Below are 25887 nucleotides of genomic sequence, written 5' to 3' on the forward strand. Positions count from 1 at the left end.
AAGGCCCCCGACAGGAACATCTAGACGGGGCTTTTTCTTTTGGTGCACCCTATCCTCTGGTATACTGAGCCTATGCAAAAGATAATCGTGTATACGGACGGCGGCTCACGGGGGAATCCGGGACCGGCGGCTCTCGGTGTGTATCTCGAGACGCTGGGTAAGCGCTATGGCGAATTCCTCGGTGTCCGGACAAACAATGAAGCGGAATACGCGGCGATCGCATCCGCGCTGAAGAAGACGAGATCACTTTTGGGAAAAGCGAAGGCGAAGACGGCGGAGATCGAGTGTCGGATGGATTCGCAACTGGCGTGCCGGCAGCTGAACCACGAGTACAAGATCGAGAACGCGAAGCTTCAGCCGTACTTTCTCGAAGTTTGGAATCTGATGCTTGATTTTCATTCGGTCGCCTTCGTCCATGTGCCACGGGAAGAGAACACGATTGCCGATGCCGAAGCGAACCTTGCGATGGATGAGGCGGCGGAGAAAAAAGGGATGTTCTAGGGTATTTCGCTTTATATTTTGAAATGGGTGCATCAAATGACTATGTTTACCAAGAAACGAATTTTCCTCGCGCTCATCACTGTGCTCCTCGTCGGGGGAGGATATTATTATTTCAAAGTCCGCGATACGAGCATTCCCGTTCAGACGGAAACCGTGAAGCAGGGAGATGTTTCTGAAACGGTGAGCGTCACGGGTGAGCTCATTCCAGAGGAATATGCGGATTTGGCCTTTCTTTCCGCTGGCACGATTGACGCTCTGTATGTGAAAACCGGTGACTCGGTAGAGGCTGGGGATCGGATCGCTTCTATCGATCGCGATGTGCTGTATTCTCAGTTGAAAGATGCACGCATCACGGCCCGGATTGCCGAACAAGCAGAGCAGCTCATCTTGCGGAAACGTCTCTCACCCGCACCGGAGGAGCGGATGGCCAAAAAGTTGGCATCCGAACAAGCGCGTGAGCGGGTCCGGACGCTGGAGCTTCAGATGAAAGAGAATGTGTTGACCGCGCCGATGAGCGGGAGTATTTCGAAGTTTGATGCTCGAGTGGGAGAGGTAGTGACACCGGGGCAGGTAATTGCTCGGGTCATCAAGCCGGAAGCATACGTCCTCGAATCGCGGGTACCGGAATCCGATATCGCTAAAATTTCTTTAGGTATGAAGGCAGCGATCACATTTGATTCATTGTCTCCGGATGATATTTTCGAAGGCGAAGTGTTCCATATCGATCCGGCTGCGACGGTCGTGCAGGATGTGGTTTCCTACAAAGTTCAGTTTCGCTTGGCCCGAAGCGATGAGCATTTGAAAGAGGGGATGACGGGAAATATCGATATTCAAACGGCTATGCGGACGAATGTGCTCTGGGTGCCGTTTCGGGCGCTGACGAAGGAAGGAACGAAGACTTTTGCACAGGTGAAACAGGCGGATCAAACGTTTAAGAAAGTGGAAGTAACCACGGGACTTGAGGGTGATGACGGTACGATCGAGGTGAAGACCGGATTGAGGGAAGGGGACGAGGTGACCATCGGTGCCACCCAGACAAAGTAGCGATAAATTACTTCCTCACATGGCTCTGATACAAGTTCGCGGTTTGGAAAAGACCTATGAAAGTGATGGCGTTGCAACGCGCGCACTCATCGGGGCGAATTTTGCAATCGAAAAAGGCGAGTTCCTCGCGATCATGGGACCATCAGGATCGGGCAAGTCGACCTTGATGCAGGTTTTGGGCTTGCTCGATCGGGCGACGGGTGGAGAGTATTTCCTGGATGGCAAAGATGTGACGAAGTTTTCCGATGATGAACTGGCGCGACTCAGGAATAAGAAGGTCGGGTTTATTTTCCAGGCGTTCAATCTGTTGCCCAAGACGACGGTTTCGGAAAATGTTGAGCTTCCGCTCCTGTACGATGATGCCGCTGACGCGTCGAATCACGTGCGGGTCGAGGCGGCGCTCGAAGCGGTCGATATGACTCGCCGAGCGAATTATCTTTCGAATCAGCTTTCCGGCGGGGAAAAGCAACGGGTTGCTATCGCCCGCGCTTTGGTAAACGATCCGGACATTATATTTGCGGATGAGCCAACCGGAAATCTGGATTCCAAAGCTGGACTCCAGGTGATGGCTATCTTGCAGCGACTGAATGAAGGGGGGCGAACCATCATTCTGGTAACGCATGAGACCGCGACGGCAGAGCATGCGAAGCGCATCCTCCGAATGGTTGACGGGGAAATCATCGCGGATGAAGCGGTCGAGAAGCGGCGAATCGCGAACAGCGAAACCGAGCTGCTCAAATAGTACCGGGTGGAAAGATGGATTTCGGTGGCCCGCAATGAAGAGTCTATGAAGATATCAGATCCGATAAAGATAACGTATCGATCGTTGACAGCCTCCAAGCTGCGCTTTTTTTTGACCGTGCTTGGAGTCGTGATCGGGGTTGCAGCGGTGATCATGGTGATGGCGATCGGGGCGAGCGCTCAGAGACTGGTGCTGTCTCAGATCGAGGGTGTCGGATCAAATCTCGTCGCCATCTTGCCTGGGGCGTCCGAAGAAAAAGGTCCACCCGCTTCAGCGCTCGGTATCGTAACTACGACCTTCAAGAACGAAGATCTGAAAGCACTTCGAGAGCGCCGGAACGTGCCGCATTTGTCAGCTGTATCTGGATATGTGAGTGGCTCGGCGACTATCGAGTCCGATACTGAATCTTTTGAAGCGAGTTTTCAAGGGGTTTCTCCGGAGATGATCGCCGTCGAGAATATCAAGGTGGCCCAGGGGCGCTTTTTCTTTCCGGAAGAAGAAAACGATCTTTCGCGGGTAGTAGTTTTGGGAGCGACGCGAGCGACGGATCTCTTCCCTGGTCAGGATCCGATCGGTCAGGTTGTGACCATCAAGAAAAATCCTTTTAAGGTAATCGGCGTTTTGGAGGCGCGCGGCTCGGCAGCTTTTTCCAACCCCGACGTGTTGGTGTACGTTCCTCTCGGGACCGCCCAGAAGATCTTGCTCGGAATCGATTATCTCAATTTCGGCCGCGGCAAAGTGGATGATCCGGCCAATATCGAACGGACGCTTGTTGATATGACCCTTCTCCTGCGCAAGCGGCATCATCTGGAAGATAGCGAAGAGTCGGATTTTTCAGTGCGGAGCACCAAAGCGGCGATTGGTATCCTGACAACCATCACTGACGTTCTGAAATATTTCTTGATCGCGATCGCCTCTATCTCGCTTCTGGTAGGCGGTATCGGAATCATGAATTCGATGCTGATTTCGGTTTCGCAACGCATACGCGAGATCGGCTTGCGGAAAGCTGTGGGTGCCCGGCCGTCGCACATCATCACGCAGTTCCTCATCGAGTCCTCGGTGATCACTCTGGTGGGCGGCTGTATCGGCATCATATTTGGCATATGTATAGCATATGTCGCTGCACTCATCATTCCGCGCCTGGGGTATGAGTGGCAGTTCCTGGTCCCGCTTTCTTCCGTGGCTATCGGCTTTTCGGTTTCATTGGTTATCGGCATTACCTTCGGACTGTATCCTGCCTTCAAGGCGTCCAAGGTGAGTCCGATGGAAGCGCTTCGCTATGAATAAAAGACGCTTCACCCCATTCCTTTTCGCTGTCCGCACCATCCGTACGCATCGAGCACGGACGGCTCTCGCCTTGCTCGGAGTAGTGATCGGCGTATTTGCCATTGTCGTCGTGACCGCGCTCGGTGACGGTGTGAAGGGGTACATACTGGGGCAGGTCGAAAGTTTCGGTTCGAATTTGATTCAAGTTGAAGTAAAAATTCCAAACACGACAGCGATGTCAAGTGAGAACTCGACGGGACGGGCGCAAGGGACGCAGATTACCACGCTGACCGTGAAGGATGGTGAAGCGATACAAAAAATTGCCAATGTCGGAGCAGTTTATGCGGGCACCATCGGTCAAGAACGAGCCACCTATGGTTCGGTCGGGAAACGTATTTCTTTGTTTGGTACGGGCCCCGATGTCGCGCTCGTCGATCAGAATCTCAAGCTGGCCAGTGGGAGATTTTTTACAAAAGAGGAAGATGCAAGCCTCGCGCAGGTGGCTGTATTGGGGAGCGACACCAAGGACACGTTTTTTGGATCGAGTGATGCGGTGGGGCAGTATATCACTTTGAAGGGTGAAAAGTATCGGGTGATCGGGGTGCTTGAGTCACGCGGGGCTGTGGCATTCCTTAACTTCGATACCTTCACTTATGTACCGGTACAGACGTTGCAGAAAAAACTGCTCGGGGTGAATTATGTTCAGTTTGTCTCGGTCAAGATGGAAGACGCAGCTCGCGAAGCGGAGACGGTAGCCGATATTGTGGCACTCCTTCGGAAACGGCACGACATCACCGATCCAGACCAAGACGATTTTTCAGTGACATCGACCAAGGAAACTCAAAAAACACTCGGGGACGTACTTGGCTCGCTGTCCATTCTCCTCCTCGCTCTGACGTCTATCTCGCTCGTGGTGGGCGGTGTTGGAATTATGAATGTCATGTACGTGTCTGTTTCGGAGCGGACATCGGAGATCGGTTTGCGGAAGGCGGTCGGTGCGACGTCAAAAAGCATCCTGCAGCAGTTCCTGTTTGAAGCGCTGATTATTACGCTTCTTGGCGGCATTATTGGCATCCTTTTAGGAATGTTGCTGACACTGGCACTCGGATCCCTTTTCACCTATTTTGGTTTTCCTTTGCCACTTTCATTTTCTCTTCAGTCGTTTCTCTTGGGAGTAGGGTTTTCGACGGGAGTCGGAGTCATCTTTGGGCTCGCGCCAGCCTACCGAGCCGCTTCGCTTACGCCAATGGAAGCACTTCGGCGAGATTAGCCCGTTAGCCCTCTGTGAAATCAGTACGGCGAGTGCTACACTACCCAAAAACCCACCTCTCAAAAAAATGCCCCGCTCCCTTCTCATCTTCCTCGCTCTCTTCATTCTCGCTACCACGACCCTCTCCCTCGTCCCCACCACGTCTCTCCACGCAGGCCTCATTCCTTGTGGCCTCTCCACCCCAGACCCCGATATCCTCGCTAGTACGGATCCTACTCAAGGCACATCCCGTTGCACCCTCTGCCACCTGTTAGTTGGCTTAAGTCGCATCGTCGTCTTCCTCCGAAACATCATGGCCGCAGTCGCGGTCGCCGTCTTGGTCGCGATGGCCATCATCTACCTCACCTCAGGGGGGAATGAAGGTCGCATGACCTTTGCCAAAGGAGGCATGTTCGCGGCTTTGATTGGACTCGGTGTCGTCCTCTTAGCCTGGGTCACGGTCAACTTCATCTTGACGCTTCCCATCATCAATACTACAACCGGTCTCATCCGTACCGGTTGGGATACGGTGAGCTGTAGTACCACATCCCTCTCGACGGGAGCGGTGGCTACAACCACCCCCACCCCTAGTACGGGCGGAGGTGGAGCGAGTGGCACGGGTGGAGGCCTGGGAGGTGGAGGTGATCTCGTCACCTTGCCCAGAGATACATCCGGCGCGGTCATTGTTACTCCCATCGCTTCGCCAGCGAGCCTTGGTGTGACGGCTCCGTCTGCTTCGAGTGCAATCCTCTCATGGGGAGCAGTGCCTGGAGCGACCGGGTATGAGGTGGAACGCTGTACGGGACTGACCTGTACTGTCTTTACCTCCTGGGTACGTCCAATACCACGAGTTTTACCGACACCACCCTCACTCCCGGTACCAGCTATTCCTACCATGTCCGCGCGGTCACCTCAGCTGGAGTCTCAACCTGGTCGAATGTGGTGGGAGTGACGACACCTGCCAATCCTGGGAGTACGCCCGGGACCGGGGCGATGTGTCCCGATCCGGGGTCTCTCCAATTCCTGTATGGCAAGAGCTGGGTGAGTGATTTCACCCAAGCCGGCAACAACCTGCCCGTCCGTTGGGAAGTGAGTGTCGATGCCAACAACCAGCTCACCTATCGAGTCACCTGTCGGATGAGTCTCCTCGGCTGGGGAGCTGATCTGTCCCCTCAGATCACCGTCCCCATTGGGAGTGTCACAGGCAGCTCCTTCCAGGTCTTGAGTCCAGGGACCCAACGCCTGACGAATGCTCAGGGCAACTACTGTGAAGTGACCCTCAATGCTTCGATCCTTTCCTACACCCCAAGGACGAGTGCCACGATGACCTTCCAGGGGCAGAACTTTGTCACGGGGGCGTGTTCGGGAGGGAGTGGGAGTGATGGGGGTGGAGGGACGGGGGGAACCAACTCCTGCTCGGCTGGTGCGCCAGGGGATCCGGGGTTTGGGAGTGGGACGTGGATCCCGAGTGGGATGACCAATGTGCGCGTCTTTGACCAGTCAGATGGCGGCAGTTACTCTCAAATTCCCGGTTGTGTCAATGGTGCCTTCGCCGCGGCCACGTGCCCTGCCACCTATAATGGGTATTCATTGAAAGGCGGTTCTGTAGCGGCGATTCGCTATATTGCTACCGGTCCGATTCCGACGACGGGACAAAATATCACACTGTTCGGTCATACTGGACTCGGTATTCCGGTCTCCACTACGGTTTCACTTTCCACCAAACCAAATGATTTCTCAAATCCTCTCTGCACAAAGACCGGGGCAGGCGGAACCACACCGCCACTTACTATCGGTGGGACAGGTTGTCCCGTGGTCCCCGGCAGCCTCTACTACTACAATATCAAGCCCAGTGCGGACTGTCTTGGCGGGAGTTGTACCTACAAAATCCAGGAACCAACTTTCCTCCAAGGCACCACGGTTTCCTGCTGATGCTCTCATCCCGCCTGAAGGGCTTATCGAGATAGTCTACAGTCATCGGTTATATATCTATTCGGTAGGACAGAGCGACACGAAAGCAGATATTTCCCAAGAAGCTAGCTCCCATTCGGATAATAGATCTTCAAGAGATCCGCCGCGGTTGTAGGTTTGAAGAGGAGATTGTCGCTCCCTTTCTCTTTTGAATACTTGAAGGTCATACCGCCATCCACGATTCGGACTTCGACATCACTTTGCTTTTTCTTCTTGGCTTTGGTCTCGGATATTTTCTTGCCGGTCTTCTTGTCATAGTAGACGATTTCCGGCGTGCCACCGGCGATATCGCTCGGTGCGAGTGTGCCGTCGTCGGCTGACTCACGCGTATACGGGGTAAATGGGCTGGGCGGGTATTTCTCGAGCAGCGTATCCATCATACTGCGCCACATCGGTGCGGCCGTATAAATGCCGTCGGATCCAGCTTCCATCGCGGTGTTGTCATTGTTGCCCGTCCAGACCCCGAGGGCGACATCGCGCGTATAGCCGACCGTCCAGGCATCGCGGAAATTCTGCGTCGTGCCAGTCTTGGCCGCGACACCGGTCCCAGCAGGGAAGGCGATCGGGCTCGATGATCCGAACACGGGCGCCCGAGCGGCATTATCCGAGAGGATGGAGCTAATCTGATTGGTGATATTGGCCCCGATGACCGTATCCGAATTGGTGATCCGCTTGTGCAAGTTGCGGTCTTCACGGTCGACGACGCGCAGGATGCCATCGGTTGGAACACGCTTGCCTTCCTGGCCAAAGACGCCGAATGCGCTGGTGAGATCGACGAGCTTCACTTCCGCTCCGCCGAGGACGAGCGCGAGTCCGTAGCGGCTGGGCTCAGTCAGAGTGGTGATACCCATCGCGGTCGCGAGGGCGATCGTCTCGGGGATGCCGGCGAGATAGAGTGTGGAGACGGCTGGGATATTGAGCGACTGAGAGAGGGCAGCCCGCATCGTGATAAGTCCTCGGAAATGACCGTCATAATTGTTCGGGATGTATTCGGTGCCGGTTCCATCTGCACCGAAGTTGATCGGGACGTCATAGATCCGTGTCTCGGGCGTGAAGCCTTTTGCGAAGGCCGTCGCATAGGCGAAGGGTTTAAAAGTCGAGCCGGGTTGACGCTTCTCGATAGCGACGTTCACTTGGCCGTCGATGTTCGTATCGAAATAATCCCGGCTGCCCACCATGGCGAGAATCTCGCCGTCTTTCGGTGTGAGGGCAACGAGCGCTCCGTTCGAAGCGTCACGAGCGAAATTTTTCTTCACCCCTTCGGCAACAATTTTTTCAGCAGCATGTTGCAGGTCGAGGTCGATCGAGGTGTACACATTAAACCCTTCTGTTTCGAGTACTTCCTGATTGAACTCTTTCTTCAGCTGATCGAGGATGAAAAAGACAAAATGCGGAGCCTGAATCTTCCGTTCGAGGGGCACCACTTTCTCGAGTGTCTTGACGGCCAAGGCGGTCTCCATATCTGGAGTCGAGATCGTACCGAGCTCGTGCATTTTGTGGAGGATGGTTTCCTTCCTAGTGATCAGAGCTTTCTGACTCTTGCCATATGGCGAATACAGGGTCGGTGCATTGGGGAGTGCGGCGAGGAGGGCAGCCTCGTCAGTCGTGAGGTCGCTGGCATGCTTGTCGAAAAATGTCTGAGCTGCCGCCTCGATACCGTACGCATTCGAGCCGTAGGGGACGGTGTTGAGATAAAGGTCGAGAATCTCTTCTTTGGAAAGCGACTTTTCGATCTTGATTGCGAGGACAATCTCGCGCACCTTGCGGATCCAGGTTCGCTCGCGGGTGAGAAAGAGGGCTCGGGCAAGTTGTTGCGTGATGGTCGAGGCGCCCTGTGAGATGTCTTGGTGTTGGACATTGACGATGGCAGCGCGAAGGATGGCGATGAGATCGATCCCTGGATGAGTGAAGAAATGTGCGTCTTCGGCCGCGACGGTCGCCTGGCGGATCGTTTCCGGTATCTCATCGTGTGTGACGACACGACGGTTCTCTTCGCCGTGGACCGCATAGAGAATTTGTTTCCCGGTCCGATCATAGAGCAGCGTCGTTTCCTTCAGCGGATGTTTGTCGAGATTGAGCGTCTCGGCGGCATCGAAATAGTAAATAGAAAAACCGCCGACGACGAGGCCGAGTGAGAGAATGAGAACGACCCAAGTCGTCTGGCGGACCAGCCATTGGAGGAAAGAAAAGAGGTTGGGCATGGATTCATTATACGGCATGGCAGGCGCAATGTTGTGTTCCCCGTAGGACGCATCAGTGAACCGCGTTTCATCTGCTTTGTCAATGTGTCGCTTTCCCTGTAGTCTAGGGACATATGCACTTACCAGTGAACAAATTATTGTGTCAGATGCTCGGCTTGTTCGGTTTTCCAGTGGTCTGGGAGGTTTCGGTTGGGAGCGTGCTGTGCCGGCTGACTCCTGATGGGACGCGGGAATACCTCATTCTCCAGTATCCGAGCGGTCACTTCGACTTTCCCAAAGGTCACATGGAAGCGGGGGAAACAGAAGAGGACACACTCCGCCGGGAGACGGCGGAAGAGACCGGTATCAGGGACATTCAAGTCTATCCAAAGCGGGTGAGTATCCGCTATTTCTATGAGGCTCGGGGCAATGAGTATGAGCGACGCAAGCGCGAAGGGCGTGGTACCTGGATTTTCAAAATTGTCCATTTCTATCCTGCTCGGGCGCTTACTTCGACCGAAGTGGTGATTTCCCATGAGCATATTGGTTTCCTCTGGCTTCCATTTGAAGCTGCACTTGCCAAAGTTACTTTTAGTAATGCCAAGCGTGTCCTCCAGTCGACGGAAGAATATCTACAGCGACAAAAGGTATAGCCTTTCCCTTTGGTGGAAATTCTGCTACCGTAGCCAACTACCTATGCTCTCCGTCAAACGCATCAGAAAAAGTTTTGGCACGCGCCGTCTCCTCCACGAGGTGTCGTTCAATCTGACTCGTGGGCAGCGGATGGCCTTGGTCGGCGAAAATGGCACGGGCAAATCAACCTTGCTCAAGATCATTGCTGGGATTGAATCAGCCGACAAGGGTCATGTGGTCCTTGCCAAGGGGGTGCTCGTCGGCTATCTGGCCCAAGAGACGATCGCGACGGGCGATGAAACTGCCTTGGAATTCCTCTATCAGGCAACCGGTATCAGTGCTCTGGAGACCGAGATGGCCGAACTCGAACCAGAGATTGATCAACCAACTCGCCTGGCGCAGTATGAGGCACTCCGCGAGCATTTCGAGCGGCTGGGTGGCTATGCCTTCCTTGATCGGGCCAAGGGCATCCTGGATGGGCTGGCGCTTGATTCACTTGACTTACATCGTTCGTTGGATACTTTTTCGGGCGGTGAGAAACGAAAGCTCGCTTTGGCCGCGGTGCTCCTCTCAGGCGTCGATCTCCTCCTCCTGGATGAGCCGACGAATAATCTCGACCTGGTAGCACTTCTCTGGCTCGAGGCCTATCTGGTGCGTTCCGGTGCGACATTATTGGTAGCTTCGCATGACCGGACTTTCCTCGACCATGTCGTTGATCGAGTGCTCGCCATCGATCCGGTGAAGCATGGGGTCGTGCTCTACAGCGGCAACTGGTCCGTGTATGCCGAGACCAAGGCACATGCCCTCCGCCGGGCCAAGGAACTCTATGGTGCGCAGGAACGTGAGCGAGAACGGGTCGTGGCTTCGGCGGCCGAGAAGATTCACTGGGCGGATGCGACGAAGAAAAAGCGCGGTCCGGATCGCGACAAGCTCGCGGCCAATTACAAGAAAGAGCGGGCGATCAAGAAATTCACCGGTTCGGCCAAAGCGCTTGAAGGCAGATTGGTACGGCTTAATGATCACGAGAAGCCCTTTGAACGGCCGCCACTCGAGTTCACGCTCGTTCCAGGTGCCAAGACGGTCCCGCCGACGATTACACTCTCACGCGTCTCCATCGGGTATGAAAAAAAGCAGCCGGTTGCCAAGGGCATCGTGTTGCGCCTCCCGTTCCGTTCGCGGACGGTCATCCTCGGAGCCAACGGTTCAGGCAAGTCGACACTCGTGAAGACCATCATGGGACTGATACCACCTTTGGTTGGCACGGTGCGCATTGGTAAAGGGGCGGTCTTTGGGGACTTGATGCAGGAAGGGGAAAACCTCCCGCTCGCCGAGACAGCCATCACGTATTTTGCGAAACGCTTCCGACTGTATGAGCGAAGCGATGTGCTTGTTCTCCTCTCTCATTTCGGTTTCGTCCCTGACGATGCGGATGTCAAGATCGGACGGCTTAGCCCTGGCGAACGCGTCCGACTGGTGCTCGCGTCGCTGGTCCATGCCAATGCCAATATTCTCATCCTGGATGAACCGACGAATCATCTCGACCTGGAAGCGATCGAGGCCCTGGAAGACGCCCTGACGGCCTATCCCGGGACTGTCATTCTCATCACGCACGATCGAGCTTTCCTCTCGCATGTGCACCTCGACCAGGCCTTCCTCCTCGCGAATGGTCAGTTGGAATCCATCCCGGACTATGCGGCATTTGCCTTGCGTCTGGAGCGTGAGGCCAAACGCCGTCTGAAGCGTCTCGAAGAGCGGCTGGGGAAATAAACAATATGAAATATAACGAGTAGTTTCCTACTTCGTCCCAGAGCCTCAGCAAAATATTTTATGAAACTTTCTGAACATCTTTTGGCAAGTCCTGTCTTACTTGGTCTCTATCCGATAACGATATCAGAGAATGTTATTATCGCAATTGCCGCCTCTATTTTAATCGATCTCGATCATGTACAACTCATCATAGAAGAGAAGGCGTACACGCTCGGGGGAATCAAGAGATTAAATGAAAATATTTATAAACCAACGATACAGGGTAGACCCAACAGAATGTATGTCGACATTATATATTTGTTTCACACGGTAGAGTTTAATGCCTTACTGCTTTTTTTGTCTGCGTATTATCCATTCCTAAAATACGTCATTGTGGGATTTATATTCCACATTACGTGTGACATTCTTCATCATCGGTCACATGGATTACCCGTTGTCCGGTGGCTTTTCCTGACTAGCTGGATAAAGTATACCTTCGTCGACAAGAAGAGACTGGCACGGGAACTAACCTCCTAGAATGAATATTGGGGACTATGTATTTCTCAGTAAGGTAGCCTCACTTTGTCCCGGAGTCATAGTCAAAAAACGGTTGTTTTTCAGCGAAAATTGATGGAATCCACTGGCTTGCCTAAGCCATTTTCTTCCGATATACTGAAGACCATATGAACGCTATCAAGAAAATCCGCTTTCAATTCGCGGGGGTCGTTCTCCTCGCACTGGTTTCCGGTCTTATTGCCTATCCGAAACTCGTTTCCTTTGCCCCGCCGGTCGAGCGCTTTTTCTCGCAGGCAAAAGTCAATCTCGGTCTGGATCTGCAAGGAGGCATTCACTTGGAATATGCAGCGGATACAACGGATCTCGACACGAGCAAGCGAGATGATGCGTTGCAGGCGGCCGTCGATGTCATTGAACGACGAGTCAATGCGTTCGGCGTGGGCGAACCAGTCGTGCAGCTTTCGCGGTCGGGCAGTGAGAGTCGGATCATCGTGGAACTTCCTGGTGTGAAGGACGTCGAAGAAGCGAAGTCGATGATCAAGGAGACGCCATTCCTTGAATTCCGCGAACTGGCTGGTCCGGAAGCGGAGGCACAAATTGATGCAGCGAATGCACAGTCACAGGAAACCGCGGGCAAGATCCTCGAGAACGCGCTGGCGGGCAGTGATTTCACCGAACTCGCCAAGACCTGGAGCCGGGATCCGGGCGCCAAGGAGAATGGGGGCGAACTCGGCTTTGCCAAGTCAGGGAGCTATGTACCCGAATTTGATGCCGTTGCCTTTGACCCGAACTTTGCAACAGGATCCGTGCATCCTGCGCTTGTGGAGACGACGTTCGGCTGGCATATCCTGAAGAAACTCGATGAGCGATCTACCTCGGCGGCAGACGGGGGTGAAGGAGAAGAACGTGAAGTGAACATCGCCCACATTTTGTTCCCGAAGTATGCGATCGAAGACTTTCCTCAGCTCCGCTACAAAGCGACGGGTTTGTCGGGGAAAAATCTGAAAGACGTGTACGTCGATTATCAGTCACAGGGCGTCGGGTCGCCGCAGATTGCACTCCGTTTTGACGAGGAGGGGACGAGGCTCTTCGCTGATATCACTTCGCGTAATGTCGGCAAGCCCGTGGCGATCTTCATTGATGGCGAAGTGGTGAGTCAGCCGACGGTACAGGCGGAAATTCGCGATGGTCAGGCGGTTATCACGAGCAATTTCACCCTGGCCCAAGCCAATGCAGAGGTGAAGCGGTTCAATGAAGGGGCGCTGCCGGTGCCGATCACACTCGTCTCGCAGCAGTCGATCGATGCATCACTTGGTCGCTCTGCCCTCGACCAGAGTGTCCGGGCGGGGATATATGGCCTCGCGGCGGTTTCTGTTTTCATGCTGCTTTTCTACCGCTTCCTCGGGTTCATCGCGGTCTTGGCCCTCCTCCTCTACTCGGCGATGCTTCTCGCGCTCTTCAAACTGTCGATCTTCACGCCGTTCCCCATCACCCTGACCCTCTCTGGGATCGCGGGCTTCGTCTTGTCGATCGGTATCGCGGTCGATGCCAACGTGCTCATCTTTGAACGTACCCGCGAAGAGCTTTCATTTGGTAAATCGATGCGCAAGGCTTTGCACGAAGGTTTCCGTCGGGCCTGGCCATCAATTCGGGACGGCCACTTCTCGACACTCATCACGACGATCATCCTCATCGGTATGGGCACGGGCTTTGTGAAGGGCTTCGCGATCATCCTCGCCTTGGGCGTGCTCCTCTCTCTCTTCACCGCGGTCGTCCTCGTCCGGATCATGGTGAACTTCCTCTTTGCGGATTGGATGGAGAAACGTCCGTGGATACTTGTGACACCGAAAAAACTTGATACCCCGAAAAACTAAGCCTATGCAGCTCCCCATCATCCAGCAGCGCAAATACGCTTACGTCTTCTCAGGTCTTTTGACCCTGGCGAGTATCATCTGTATTGCCGGGTGGGGGTTGCGCCTGGGTATTGATTTCAAAGGTGGAACACTGATGGAAGTGCGTTTCACCGAGACAGCCGTGCCGACGGCGGATGTCGTCAGGGAGAAGCTGGGGGCGATGGAACTCCAAAGCCTCACGGTGCAACCGACGGCCGAGCGGGGGATGCTCTTGCGCTATCTGGCATCGGATGAAACGACGAATAGCCAGGTTTTGACGACCTTGAAAGGCATCGATCCGGCCGTCGAGCAGTTGCGCGTGGACTTCATCGGCGCTTCGGTTTCGAATCAGATGCAGTCACAGGCTTTCACGGGCACAGCGCTGGCGCTCCTCGGTATCGCGCTCTATGTCGCGTGGGCGTTCCGGCGGGTTTCGTATCCGGTGACGAGCTGGGAATACGGGGCGGGTGCTATCATCGCTCTGGCGCACGATATCATTATCACGACCGGTGTTTTCAGTCTCCTGGGGCACTTCTCTGGTGTCGAAGTCGGGGTGCCGTTCATCGCGGCACTTCTCACCATCCTCGGCTACTCGGTCAATGACACGATCGTCGTCTATGACCGGGTCCGAGAGAATCTCTTGCGCGCGCGAACCGGGACGGATTTCGAGGGAATCGTGAATCGCTCGCTGAACGAGACGCTCGTCCGTTCGGTGAACACCTCGCTCACGGTCATCATCGTCCTCATCGCGGTGGCGGTCTGGGGCGGGGAGAGCGTGCGCTGGTTCGCCGTCGCGCTCTTGGTCGGCGTCGGCTTCGGCACATACTCGTCGATCTTCGTCGCCTCGGCCCTCCTCGTCTCGCGTTTCAAGATGAAGTTTCCAAAATCAGTAACTAGTGTATAGTTTCTAGTTTTTAGGGAGAGACTGCCAAACAAGAGAAAGTCTCACACTAGTCACTAAGATTCTAATCACTAACAACTAATATTTTATGAAGTGGAACCCATTTAAGAAAGATGATCGCAAAGAAGCGGGTGTGGTTGCCGAAGATACGACAGCCAAGCTCGAAGCCGAATTCAATGCGCTCCCGGGGCCAAGGATATGAATATGTTTCAGCGTTTTGCGATGAAGCGCGTCTTGAAGATGTCGCCTGCGGAACGGCAGAAAGTGATGCAGAAAGCCATGACGCCGAAGAATATCGAGAAGCACAAAGGCGAAATCATCGCTCAGCTCGAGGCGATGAAGAAGGCGGGGCAGATGTCGGATGATCAGTACCGCCTCGCGAAACGCAAACTCGGTCTCTAGATATGGGGCAGCATCTTCCAACCGCGATACTCGCTTCCTACGCAATTCTGAAACAAGGTGGCAGGATATTATTTGGTCTGCGTCAAAACAGCGGCTATTGTGATGGACAATGGGGACTCCCGGCCGGTCATATCGAAGTGGGTGAAAGTTTCGTATCGGGACTCATAAGAGAGATGAAAGAGGAATTGGGAATTGATTTGATTCCTGAAAATATCCGTCTCGTCCATATAAACCATCGGAAAGCTGAAGACACATCGGAAAGAGTGAATGTGTTTTTTCTGATTGAGAGCTGGTCCGGCGAGGTGGAGAATCGAGAACCCGAAAAAACGAAAGAGCTCAAGTGGTTTTTTGCGGATGATTTACCGGAGCTCACTATTCCGTACATCCGAGACACTCTTGAATACATCAAGAAAGGAATCGTGTATCGTGAGGAGGGATGGTAGAATGAACCTATGGAAAAGACTCAGGAACAACTCGTCGATGATATTTTGAGCCGAGGTACCATCGTTTCAATTCTCCCCGACAAGGAAAGTTTCCGGGTTCGGCTATTGAGCGGGGAAAAGATGAGATTTTTCATCGGTTTCGACGCGACCGCACCGACACTGCACCTCAGCCATGCGAAAAATATCATGCTGCTCGAGAAATTCCGGAAACTTGGGCATGAGACGATTGTTCTCTTTGGAGACTTCACAGCGCGGATCGGGGACCCGACAAGCGAGAAGTCAGCTCGGACCCAGCTTTCCCGTGAGGAAGTGCTACACAATATCGCCGCCTGGAAGGAACAGATAGCACCTCTGATGGATTTCGGCGATGAGGTCAACCCACCCCGAGTGAAGTACAATCACGACTGGCTCTCCAAACTGAGTTTCGAGGATGTCATCCGCCTCGCTTCAAACTTTACGGTGCAACAGATGCTTGAGAGGGATATGTTCGAGAAGCGGATACAGGAGCAACTGCCCATTTACTTGCATGAGTTCTTCTATCCGCTGATGCAGGGATACGATAGCGTTGCGATGGATGTCGATGTCGAACTGTGTGGCACTGACCAGACGTTCAATGCGCTCGCTGGCCGGACATTGATGAAGAAGTTAAAGCAGAAAGAGAAGTTCGTCGTTACGGTGACGCTCATGGAGGATCCAAAGACGGGGGAACTCATGTCCAAGAGTAAGGGGACGGGGGTGTTTTTGAATACATCAGCCAATGAGAAGTTCGGACAGGTGATGGCTCAGCCGGACGAGATGATCCGGGTGCTGCTCGTGAACTGCACCCTGCTGTCCCTCGCTGAGATCGAAGTGATCATGCAAGCTCCGAATCCGCGTGATGCGAAGCTCCGACTCGCGAAAGAAATCGTCACTCTGTATCACGGGGCCGAAGCTGGTGTGGCGGCTGAACAATATTTCATCGATACTTTTAGCAAAGGGCAGACGCCGACGGAGATGCCGTCTGTCACGGCAAGTGAAGGCATGGCATTTACTGAACTCATGGTCCTGGCGGGTGTCGCTACGAGCAAGGGTGAGGCGCGGCGCAAGATCGAGCAGGGAGGCGTGTCGGTCAATGACACAAAACTTGAGGATTTTCTGGCCACAGTTTCAAAAGACCAAAATGGCGCCGTCGTGAAAGTCGGGAAGAAGGATTTCTTTCGAATTATCCTTTAGTGCATGTATGTCACTGGAACACCCCGTCGAAGCGGGAAAAAAGAAAAACGATTCCGAGAAGGCGAATCGACAGCGAACGGTTACGGGGTCCCCAGAGCACGAGATGACTCGTCAGAGGATGGCATTGCTTGAAAATATCCGGAAAGAACTGAGGAGCACGACGGATGCGTTGGGGGAGCCGATTGAAGCGGGGATTTTCGAGACGGTGGCGATATTGAATGCGCTTAAATTTCCGACCTATCAATCTTGCGAGGGGCATCCGGATGGAGGGGGTGAGAAAGGGCGCATGAGTCCATGGGTCGTCGTCCACCCAGAAGAGCCGGAGCAGTCAGATTGGAAGGAACAAGAGTCGCTCCGGACACAAGTAGTCCAGATGAGTGAGGCACTGCAGAATAGACTAGTGAAGTTATTGGATGAATTCTACCTGAAACGACAAGCCTTTCCTGATGTCCGGCTGGCGCTGCGGCCCTATAACTATGGGTTCTCATTGGAAAGCAAAGGGATGCAACTGTTACCGAATCTGAAGACAATCGAGGAAAGAACGAATCGCAGTGCGCTCTATCGGAGGGAAATGGAGGATTTCACAGCGTTTCTCCAATCTCAGTTTTTTTCCCAGGAAAAATAGCACGCCCTGTCTTTTGGGTAGTGTGGATGGGACCTGTGCGTGAGTGTTCTTCTTAGGGGTGGAGAGTAGAATTTTGACCGACGGGGAAGCAAACGATAGAATGACACTATGACGCTCGATCGACTGGAGGCAATAAAGAAAGAGGCACTCTCCGCGCTCGCCCTGGTGGCGGACGAAGCGGGTCTTCAGGCTTGGGAAAATACGTACCTCGGCCGAAAAAGTGAGTTCAATACGCTCCTCCGGGGAGTGAAAGAACTCTCGCCCGAGGAACGGAAAAAAGTTGGCGCTGCGGGGAATACTATCAAGCGTGAGCTGTTTGAGGCGTTCGAAGGAACAAAGAAAAAGAATACAATGACGGTCCGGGCTTCGGATACGGAGCGGATTGATGTGACACTGCCGGGTGGGGGGGATGGTACAGGACACTTACACCCGATCACGCGGATCGAGCACGAGATTGAGGATATCTTTGGCTCGATGGGATTTTCAGTGGCCGATGGTCCCGAAGTCGAGAGCGAGTGGTACAACTTTGATGCGCTGAATTTTCCACCCGACCACCCTGCGCGCGATATGCAGGACGCCTTCTGGCTCGCCGATACGTGGGGGAAAAAGAAATACTTGCCGCGTACTCACACGTCTTCCGTCCAGGTTCGGTACATGGAGACGCACAAGCCACCGTTCCAGATCATCATCCCAGGTCGCATCTTCCGTAACGAAGCGACCGATGCCTCGCACGAGCATACTTTTCATCAGTTCGAGTGTTTGGTGGTCGGGGATACTGTCTCAGTCGCAAATTTTAAGTCGGTCGCAGAGACGTTCTTCACCACATTTTTTCAGCGAGCGACGACGGTGCGGCTTCGGCCAAGTTTCTTTCCCTTCACTGAGCCGTCATTTGAGTTCGATGTAAACTGTCTCCTCTGTAACGGTCAGGGCTGCCCGGTGTGCAAGGGGACAGGCTGGCTTGAAATCGGTGGCGCCGGCATGGTCCATCAGCATGTCTTCGAAGCCGCCGGGTATCCCAAGAATCGCTATCAGGGGTTCGCCTGGGGCTTCGGTCTGACCCGGCTCGCGATGATGAAGTACAAGATTTCCGATATTCGTCTCTTCATGTCGGGGGACCTTCGTTTTATCCGCCAATTCTAGTTTATGCTCTTTTCTTATCACTGGCTCAAAGAGCTCTCGGGCACGAAGAAAACACCTCAGCGCCTGGCGGATATGCTCATGGCGCATGCGTTCGAAGTGGAAGCAGTGATGCCGTACGCCCATGGTCTTTCGGACGTCATCATCGGGAAAGTCATGACCGTGAAGCCGCACCCGAACGCTGATCGACTCCGGGTGGCAACCGTCTCGACCGGCAAGAAGACTATTCACGAGATAGTTTGTGGTGCCCCCAATCTCGCCGCTGGTCAGAAAGTTGCCGTGGCTCTGCCGGGAGCGAAACTCCCGGGTGGAATTGAAATTAAATCAGCTGAGTTACGCGGGGTGAAATCCGACGGGATGATCTGTTCGGCGCATGAACTGGGACTCGGGGATGACCATGCGGGTATCCTCGTCTTGCCTCCGGATGCACCACTAGGCAAGAGCTTTAGCGCGTATGCGGGGCTCGAAGATACCGTGCTGGATGTGAAGGTACTACCGGACCGCAGCTGCGATGCGCTCTCGTACCGAGGGATGGCCCGTGAGATCGCCGCTCTCGAAGGCGGAATCGCTACCTTCCTTTCGTTGACGAAGCGACCCGCTCGTCTGCGGAAGAGCGCCAAGGTACCGAAAGTAACCCTCAGGACCGATCGCGCCAAACGCTATCTAGCAATCCGGATGGACCACGTGACACCGAGTCCGAGCCCGCTGCTCGTTTTGGCACGGCTCAGCCTTTCGGGCATTCGTCCTAGACAGGCGATTGTCGATCTCACCAATTACCTCATGCTCGAGACAGGACAGCCGGTGCACGCCTTCGACGCGGACGCAATTCCCAAGGGAGGTATCGTCGTGCGTTTAGCGAAAGCGCGCGAGCGACTCTTGCTTCTCGATGGTACGCAAATTGCTTTGTCCAAAGACGACATCGTCATCGCAGACACGAAGAAGTCGTTGGCGCTCGCCGGCGTGATGGGAGGAAAGCATTCCGCGATTAGTGAGAAAACGCAACGGGTGGTTTTCGAGATCGCAAGTTTCGATGCTCCGAGTATCCGTCGGACGGAAAAACGTCACCGCCTGCTGACCGACGCGGCCTATCGGTTCGAACGGGGTGTTGACGTCGATCGCCCGGGCGAGACAGCTCAGCTATTGGCGACCTATGTCGAAGCGTGGGGGATCGGGCAGGGACTGACAGTCCGTGACGTCGCTTCGCGCCCCGGGAAACCAACCGTTATCCTCCTCGAACTGGCCTATCTCGAACGCCTACTCGGGACGAAACTTCCGCTCTTCCAGGCCGTCCAGTATTGCGCCTGGCTCGGTCTCACCGTGAAGAAGGTGCCGAATCAACCAGTCCTCCGAGTAGTCGTCCCGTCCCGGCGGCCGGATCTTCGCAACCCGGAAGACCTCATCGAGGAGATTGGCCGACTTCATGGGTACCACACCATCGATCCACTCCCGCTTCTGCGACCGGCGGTGCCGCTAGTGCGAGATCCAGCCAAGACATTTGAACGCACGGTCAAGACAACACTCGCCGCGATGGGCTTCGACGAGGTCATGTCGTACTCGTTCTATGGAGAGAAGAGTCTCGCCCTTGTTGCGCTGCCGAAGGAAGAGCATCTCGCGGTTGCCAATCCGATGAATCCTGAGCAGGCATTCATGCGCGCGAGTCTCTTCCCTGGGCTCTGTCGGGCTCTCTCGGCCAATGCCAAGCAGAGCAATCGTCTCAGTCTCTTCGAGTTCGGAAGTGTTCATAAGCGAGGGGACGGTGGTCCGCAGGAGGAGAAACACGTGGCATTGGCCGTCCTCACTCCGGCAGGAGATTTGGCCGAAACAGATTTTCTCCGTTTCAAGGCCCGGGTAGAAGCGTTCTTCCAATCGGTCCGGGTAGAAGTTGTGTGGAATGAATTGGCAACTGGAACGCCAGCTGCCTATCGATCCGGCAGCGTGGCACATCTCACGACACGGAGTGGGCATTCCCTCGGGTATGCTGGGGAGATTAACCCGACGTTGTCCAGACGTCTCGGGAGCGGCACGAGAAGTTACTTTGCGGAATTGTCTGTACCGGCCGTGATGAGCGAGACTCAGGACGCGATAGTGTACCGTGATTTCTCGCGCTTCCCCTTGGCGCATCGCGACATTTCTCTCATTGGACCCAAATCCGTATCGTTCGCTGATCTCGAAACCGTGCTCTTGGCTGCGGGCGGATCGCTTCTCGTCGAGCACGAGCTATTCGATGTCTATGTAGCAGGGGAGGAGAAGAGTTTTGCGCTACATCTCTCATTCGGTTCACCCGAGCGGACGCTTTCTGGTGATGAAATGGACAAGGTGTTTGAACACATTGTCGAGGCAGCCAAAGAACGTCTCGGGCTCCGATTGAAGATGTGAACCAGGCCACATCAGATTGGGCCGTGGTTTCTATGTCAAAATAGTGACAAAGCATATTAATTATGCTTCAATATACATGGGACGGCAGCTCTTTACAAAACAGATCAGACTACCGCGCTGGCCCTCGTAAAAGAGGGTAGTGAGGAAAGTCCGGACATCGGCCCGCCCCTTTGGTTAGAAAAGGCTTGAGGGAGCTATTTTTCGCCCAAAGGGGCGGGCAGCAGGTAGCGGGTAACACCCGTCTCTCGTTTCGGCGGGAAGAGGTGCGAGCAGTGACGCCGGAGCCGAAAGGCCGAGGGTTCCTGGACTGCCATCAGGCAAACCGGGAATAATCCTGTCGCAAGGCAGGAGTGAAACGGCTAAATCCTTATCTCGATGCAAGGTCGCGTCTCGCACCTTTTTTGGAAGCTTGGATGCATAGTGTGAGTGTATGGGGAAGATTGAGGCGCTTTTGTGCCAGAAATCACCCACACTCATTTCCAAAAAAGGTGCGGGAAGAACCGCAAAGATCTCTCTGGCGACAGAGAGGCAAGAGAAATGGTAGTCCCTCGCACCTTTTAGTCTTTACGAGAGCATATGTATTACTTGTATGTGCTGAAGAGTAAGAAGACAGATAAGTTTTACATCGGTTATGCTAAAGATCTTCAGCAAAGAATTCTTCAACATAACAATGGAGAGTCTTTAGCCACAAAGTCCGCTATCCCTTGGGAATTGGTATACTACGAAGCGTATGCTTCTCAGGGATTAGCCAGGAAACGAGAGGCAAAGCTCAAACATCATGGAAAAGGATTCGCGGAACTCAAAAAGAGAATTCTTGAAGACTAAAAGGTGCGGGGACAGAATCCGGCTTATCGATCTGTTTTGTACAGAGCCGTCGTCTCGGGGCTTATGTCCCGCGCGTATTTTTGCGTGAAGAAAGCACTAACTCGATATTTGTTAACGGGGTGAAACGATCGGAAATTTATTTCAGCGCCATCCAACTCCCAGTCGACTTTCTCATGATTGTCCTCGCGGCGCTTTCGGCCTATGCGGTCCGTGACGTGCCGCAGATCCTCGCTCTTCGGCCCAAGCTCTATTCTGTTGATTTCGTCGATTTTCTCCAGGTGACGCTCATCATCGCGCCGCTGTTCCTCGTTGTGTACGCGATCGAGGGGCTGTACACGATGCGAGCGACCCGAACAATGCTTTCGGAGGCCTTCAAGGTGTTCCGTGCGACATCGCTTGTCCTGGTGCTCGTCATTGTGACTATTTTCTTGAAGCGGGAATGGTTCTCTTCGCGATTTATCATTCTCGCCGGGTGGTCGTTCATGGTGATGTATGTCACGATTGCGCGTTACCTTATCCAGCGTATTCAGAAATACTACCTGGCAAGGAAAGGTGTTGGCGTGCACCGCATCCTCCTTGTCGGTACCAATGGAAAAATCGAACGGCTAAAGAAACTTTTTGCGACGCGGCCGGAGCTCGGATATGTGACCGCCGGACAAGTCGAAGCCGTCTCACTCCACACGATCAAGGACATCCGTGCCGCTCACGGCATTGATGAGATCATGGTCTGCGATCCGTCGCTAACCGATGATGAGCAGGAAAAGCTCCTCGACTATTGTCAGATCAACAACATCACGTTGAAGTATCTCCCAACGACGCGTGAGACCTCGCGATTCACGATGAGTATCTTCAATGGCGAGCCGATTATCGAGTTTCAACACACTCCGCTTGATGGCTGGGGGAAAATCTTGAAGCGCGCGTTCGATATCGTTGGCGGTGTGTTCTTGACGATCCTGTTTTCACCTATCATGCTCGCGATCGCGATTCTGACGAAGCTGGAGGATCCGGATGGTCCGATCATCTATACCAATGAGCGGATTGGTGAAGACGGGGAGAAGATTTCCGTGTTCAAGTTCCGCTATATGCAGTGGAAGTGGTGCATCAACAAGAAGAATCCGAACTTTGGAGCCGCGCTCGAATTTGAAAAGCAGCTCATCGCGGAGCGGAGCGTTCGTCAGGGCCCACTCTACAAGATCAAGGATGACCCACGCAAGACAAAAGTGGGTGCGTTCATTGAACGTTACTCACTCGATGAGCTCCCGCAGTTCTTCAATGTGTTGCGTGGGGAAATGAGTCTGGTGGGCCCCCGACCGCATCAAAAGCGCGAGGTCGAGAAATACAGCGAGTACCATCGTCGGCTGCTCACTATCAAACCGGGAATTACTGGCATGGCGCAGGTTTCCGGTCGCTCGGATCTTGATTTCGAAGATGAGTTCCGGCTTGATGTCTTCTATATCGAAAATTGGTCCCTCTGGGTTGATATCGTGGTTTGCCTGAAGACCGCGGGAGCGCTCCTCCGCCGCCGGAAGAACTAATAGTAACAGGGTGCTGGGTAGCGAGGGGTGAGTTTTTAGATAATACCGGACAGACAAGTTTAGGTGTAGAATAGAGTTACAGATTGGACTCCCTTTCAATTTCTGGCTCCTAACCCCTAATCTTTTCGGTCTTATGAAACTTATTCTGCGTTGGGCGCTCAGTGCTGGTGCGTTCTGGATCGTCGCTCACTATGTCCCGGGTGTGAGCTTGGCGAGCTGGAAGGTGGCGCTCATTTTGTCGTTCCTCTGGGGACTCATCGGCTTTACCGTGAAGCCGGTACTCGTGCTCCTGACGCTTCCGATTAATTTCCTGACGTTTGGACTGTTCACGCTCGTCATCAACGGGTTTCTCCTCTGGCTCCTCGGTGGAGTTGTAAAGGGCTTTGAAGTTGATACGTTTGTCCATGCGATCGTCGGCGCTCTCGCGCTGTCGCTCCTCGTTGGAGTTATCAACTGGTTTCTGGATGCTGCTGATCGAGAAGATGACTAAGGTCTTTCTTGACTCTACGGTCATTACTCTTTCCGACGAGCGATCCAGGTGAAGAAAAGAATTCCAAGGAGAAGTCCTGAAACCCCAAGTGTGAGCATCGAACCTTTCGCAATAGCCGGCTTGTACTGTGAAAGCCTGTTTTCTAATGCTTCAATACGCTCGGTAGGGTTTCCTCCGTTTGGTGCGTAGAGCGGACGGATTTCGAGTGTGCGTCCAAGATAGGTTTTCCCTTTGCCGTGATCAGTATACGAGAGTTCTTGAGATGACTCTGCTTCGGTGACCCTGATATAGGGCCGCTCCTTCTTTTTCCAGAGGCCTGGATGATATTCAATAGAGAGGCAATAGGAATTGTTTGTGCTAGCAGGGATGGTGGGAAATACGAAATGAATATCTCGTCTCGTTGGAATCGAGAACATGTTCCGGTTCGCACGGGCGAATACCTTGTGGCATGTCAGGTCCGACAGTACGAACTCGATCCGTTCACCGAGCCCGAGATCCGTATCGCCCATGAATATCTGAAAGCCTTCAAGTTCGTCCTGGTCCGCAATGAACACTTGAGTAATCGGGCCATTTGATGAGAGCTCAGCTCGTTTGGTATCCCCAAGAAAGTTCTGTGATGAATCAGGGAAATGAAGCAGGCTGAAGAACGCGACTCCGCAGGCTCCGATTGTAACGGTGAGGATGAGCGTCTTTGTGTTGAACCGGGCTAATTTCATAAGTAGTAGCGAGGGAGGATGACGAACCACAAAACATATGAGGTGAGCGCAAACATGGAAACTGAGAGAACGAGCAGGAGCTTTTGGAAAGACGCTCTCGTACGAGTGAAGTAGCCGAGGCCGGAAACCAGGAGGAGAACATGAGGGACGATATTTGGGAGAAAGTAGCGCCCCGGTGTCCCACTCAGAATCTTGCCCGTGGTATCGAAGATACGCCAATCAAAGAAACGGATCGCGAACTGAAGGAAAAGGATAGAAATGAACGCAAAAAGAAGGACGGATTTGTTCGCGAGAAAACGAGGAGGGTTTTTATCAAAAGTAAGCCAGATTAAGCCAAACGCAGCGGCAGTTTCGATGGCGAGAATGGTGTGAAGAATCGTTTTGGGAATATATGCATCAAGCCAACCGAAGCTGCCCCAGTAGGTGATGGCGGTCCAGGTGAGTGCTCCGAGTGACAATGTTTTTTCAATGTAGGCACTGATGGATTCAAGCGGGCTAGCGAAAACCGAAGCTGCCCCGAGATGAAGGAAGTTGGCAAGGATATGAGCCGGAGTGAAGATGAAGAAAAGGCTCGTAATAACGAATCCAAACAAGAGACAGTAGGGGAAGAGGTCTCGACACGATGAGCTATAGCGACGGTATCCTGAAAAGAGTATGAGCACAATGAAAAGTCCGGCAAGTATAATGCCGGGACCCTTGGTGAAAACTCCAATGAGTGTTGCGACAAGAGAGATGCCGACCGATTGAATTGTCAGACCAGAGGAAATCCAGAGGACTCCTCCATAAAAGAACAGTGAGAAGGCGAAAACGAGGAGGATATCGATGTTGACGACGGAACTCGTGGCGAGGAGCATCGGTTGAAAAGCGATGAGTGATGCAAACAGGGAGGCGATGATGGGTGACCAACCGAGTCGACGTGCGCTTAAATAAGCAACGAGAACGGTTAGGGCCCCAATGGCCACAGAGAGCAGACGAGCGAAAAAGAGTCTGTCAAAGATGGAATTGTCTGAAAACAGTCTCTCAATACCTGAACCGAGCCAATAGTAGAGTGACCAGGTTCCGGAAGTGTTTGCTGGGTAGGTGTCGATATACGGTTTCCAATTATTGTTCCGAATTTCATTTTCGGCAGGACCTTCTCGTGTTGCGGAAAAGTGCTGAGTATTGTTGGGTTGCCACTTGATCTCATCGAACTGCATCCGATAGACAGTCTCTCGGACTTCTTCCGAGAAGCGGTATGTACGAATGTCGTCACCCTGGTTGAACTCGTGACTTTCAATGGTAGGCCAGGTTTTCTCGCTCGGTTCTGCCCAATGCTGGATGGTGGCGTAGTGGACCTGCTCATCGGGACCCTGGAAAAACGGTACGAGGAGCGCGATCCAGGTTCCAAGGATAAGAAAAAGTCCGACAAGCGGCATCCAGATGAACCGTTTTTCTACTCCGCGAGTGGTCGCTTGCTCAGTGGTCATATATGGCAGTATACTACCA

At 53.5% G+C, this 25887-nt stretch carries 23 protein-coding genes; 20 read left to right on the top strand and 3 right to left on the bottom strand.

The genetic code is table 11. The annotated features are described in order from the left end of the window. Nucleotides 1-72: 72 nt before the first annotated feature. The 7 genes from IPJ68_01840 (at nucleotide 73) to IPJ68_01870 (ending at nucleotide 6734) form a co-directional block, all read left to right on the top strand. Complete coding sequence (locus IPJ68_01840; GenBank protein ID QQR78994.1) at nucleotides 73-501, top strand: ribonuclease HI family protein; 429 nt, start codon at nucleotides 73-75, stop codon at nucleotides 499-501. Nucleotides 502-543: 42 nt separating this feature from the next. Continuing rightward, the gene (locus tag IPJ68_01845; GenBank protein ID QQR78995.1) at nucleotides 544-1545 is read left to right on the top strand and encodes an efflux RND transporter periplasmic adaptor subunit; all 1002 of its coding nucleotides are present in this window, start codon (nucleotides 544-546) and stop codon (nucleotides 1543-1545) included. 25 nt (nucleotides 1546-1570) lie between these two features. After that, complete coding sequence (locus IPJ68_01850) at nucleotides 1571-2287, top strand: ABC transporter ATP-binding protein (GenBank protein ID QQR79240.1); 717 nt, start codon at nucleotides 1571-1573, stop codon at nucleotides 2285-2287. A gap of 45 nt (nucleotides 2288-2332) precedes the next feature. After that, on the top strand, nucleotides 2333-3574 hold the full coding sequence (locus IPJ68_01855) for an ABC transporter permease (GenBank protein QQR78996.1): 1242 nt from the start codon (nucleotides 2333-2335) through the stop codon (nucleotides 3572-3574). Then, entirely contained in the window at nucleotides 3567-4823 is a 1257-nt protein-coding gene (locus tag IPJ68_01860) for an ABC transporter permease (protein QQR78997.1), read from the top strand. The genes IPJ68_01855 and IPJ68_01860 overlap by 8 nt, the downstream gene beginning before the upstream one ends. A 67-nt stretch (nucleotides 4824-4890) precedes the next feature. Beyond that, nucleotides 4891-5754, top strand: coding sequence for a hypothetical protein (locus tag IPJ68_01865; GenBank protein QQR78998.1), 864 nt, complete (start codon nucleotides 4891-4893; stop codon nucleotides 5752-5754). Beyond that, a complete protein-coding gene (locus IPJ68_01870) occupies nucleotides 5742-6734 on the top strand; it encodes a hypothetical protein (GenBank protein QQR78999.1) in 993 nt (330 codons plus the stop codon). The genes IPJ68_01865 and IPJ68_01870 overlap by 13 nt, the downstream gene beginning before the upstream one ends. A gap of 104 nt (nucleotides 6735-6838) precedes the next feature. Here IPJ68_01870 and IPJ68_01875 read toward each other — a convergent pair whose 3' ends face one another. Then, complete coding sequence (locus tag IPJ68_01875) at nucleotides 6839-8974, bottom strand: PBP1A family penicillin-binding protein (protein ID QQR79000.1); 2136 nt, start codon at nucleotides 8972-8974, stop codon at nucleotides 6839-6841. Between the two features lie 170 nt (nucleotides 8975-9144). Here IPJ68_01875 and IPJ68_01880 point away from each other — a divergent pair, with 170 nt between their 5' ends. The 13 genes from IPJ68_01880 to IPJ68_01940 all read left to right on the top strand — a co-directional run bounded on the left by IPJ68_01880 (nucleotide 9145) and on the right by IPJ68_01940 (nucleotide 23686). Then, the gene (locus IPJ68_01880) at nucleotides 9145-9606 is read left to right on the top strand and encodes an NUDIX domain-containing protein (protein QQR79241.1); all 462 of its coding nucleotides are present in this window, start codon (nucleotides 9145-9147) and stop codon (nucleotides 9604-9606) included. A 43-nt stretch (nucleotides 9607-9649) separates the two neighbouring features. Then, the gene (locus IPJ68_01885; protein QQR79001.1) at nucleotides 9650-11353 is read left to right on the top strand and encodes an ABC-F family ATP-binding cassette domain-containing protein; all 1704 of its coding nucleotides are present in this window, start codon (nucleotides 9650-9652) and stop codon (nucleotides 11351-11353) included. Nucleotides 11354-12015: 662 nt separating this feature from the next. Continuing rightward, a complete protein-coding gene (gene secD, locus IPJ68_01890; GenBank protein ID QQR79002.1) occupies nucleotides 12016-13722 on the top strand; it encodes a protein translocase subunit SecD in 1707 nt (568 codons plus the stop codon). A 4-nt stretch (nucleotides 13723-13726) separates the two neighbouring features. After that, a complete protein-coding gene (gene secF / locus IPJ68_01895; GenBank protein QQR79003.1) occupies nucleotides 13727-14644 on the top strand; it encodes a protein translocase subunit SecF in 918 nt (305 codons plus the stop codon). 195 nt (nucleotides 14645-14839) lie between these two features. Beyond that, complete coding sequence (locus IPJ68_01900; GenBank protein QQR79004.1) at nucleotides 14840-15043, top strand: hypothetical protein; 204 nt, start codon at nucleotides 14840-14842, stop codon at nucleotides 15041-15043. A gap of 2 nt (nucleotides 15044-15045) precedes the next feature. Beyond that, nucleotides 15046-15486 carry an NUDIX domain-containing protein gene (locus IPJ68_01905; GenBank protein QQR79005.1) on the top strand — a complete coding sequence of 147 codons (441 nt, stop codon included), beginning with the start codon at nucleotides 15046-15048 and terminating at the stop codon, nucleotides 15484-15486. 9 nt (nucleotides 15487-15495) lie between these two features. Continuing rightward, a complete protein-coding gene (gene tyrS, locus IPJ68_01910) occupies nucleotides 15496-16698 on the top strand; it encodes a tyrosine--tRNA ligase (GenBank protein ID QQR79006.1) in 1203 nt (400 codons plus the stop codon). Between the two features lie 7 nt (nucleotides 16699-16705). After that, complete coding sequence (locus IPJ68_01915) at nucleotides 16706-17323, top strand: hypothetical protein (GenBank protein ID QQR79007.1); 618 nt, start codon at nucleotides 16706-16708, stop codon at nucleotides 17321-17323. Between the two features lie 108 nt (nucleotides 17324-17431). Then, nucleotides 17432-18463, top strand: a complete 1032-nt coding sequence (pheS, locus tag IPJ68_01920; protein QQR79008.1) for a phenylalanine--tRNA ligase subunit alpha — start codon at nucleotides 17432-17434, stop codon at nucleotides 18461-18463. A gap of 3 nt (nucleotides 18464-18466) precedes the next feature. Further along, complete coding sequence (locus tag IPJ68_01925; GenBank protein ID QQR79009.1) at nucleotides 18467-20836, top strand: phenylalanine--tRNA ligase subunit beta; 2370 nt, start codon at nucleotides 18467-18469, stop codon at nucleotides 20834-20836. A 576-nt stretch (nucleotides 20837-21412) separates the two neighbouring features. After that, the gene (locus IPJ68_01930; protein QQR79010.1) at nucleotides 21413-21661 is read left to right on the top strand and encodes a GIY-YIG nuclease family protein; all 249 of its coding nucleotides are present in this window, start codon (nucleotides 21413-21415) and stop codon (nucleotides 21659-21661) included. Nucleotides 21662-21741: 80 nt separating this feature from the next. Beyond that, nucleotides 21742-23196: a sugar transferase gene (locus IPJ68_01935; protein QQR79011.1), complete on the top strand. Its 1455-nt coding sequence runs from the start codon at nucleotides 21742-21744 to the stop codon at nucleotides 23194-23196. Nucleotides 23197-23329: 133 nt separating this feature from the next. Further along, nucleotides 23330-23686: a phage holin family protein gene (locus IPJ68_01940; GenBank protein ID QQR79012.1), complete on the top strand. Its 357-nt coding sequence runs from the start codon at nucleotides 23330-23332 to the stop codon at nucleotides 23684-23686. A 23-nt stretch (nucleotides 23687-23709) separates the two neighbouring features. Here IPJ68_01940 and IPJ68_01945 read toward each other — a convergent pair whose 3' ends face one another. Both IPJ68_01945 and IPJ68_01950 read right to left on the bottom strand, forming a co-directional pair. Further along, nucleotides 23710-24402 (bottom strand): hypothetical protein, encoded by a 693-nt coding sequence (locus tag IPJ68_01945; protein QQR79013.1) that lies wholly within the window; start codon nucleotides 24400-24402, stop codon nucleotides 23710-23712. Beyond that, on the bottom strand, nucleotides 24399-25868 hold the full coding sequence (locus IPJ68_01950; GenBank protein ID QQR79014.1) for a phospholipid carrier-dependent glycosyltransferase: 1470 nt from the start codon (nucleotides 25866-25868) through the stop codon (nucleotides 24399-24401). Before IPJ68_01950 ends, IPJ68_01945 begins: the two co-directional genes overlap by 4 nt. Nucleotides 25869-25887: the final 19 nt, after the last annotated feature.

The organism is Candidatus Moraniibacteriota bacterium, assembly GCA_016699425.1.
Lineage (GTDB): Bacteria > Patescibacteriota > Minisyncoccia > Moranbacterales > UBA1568 > SSEF01.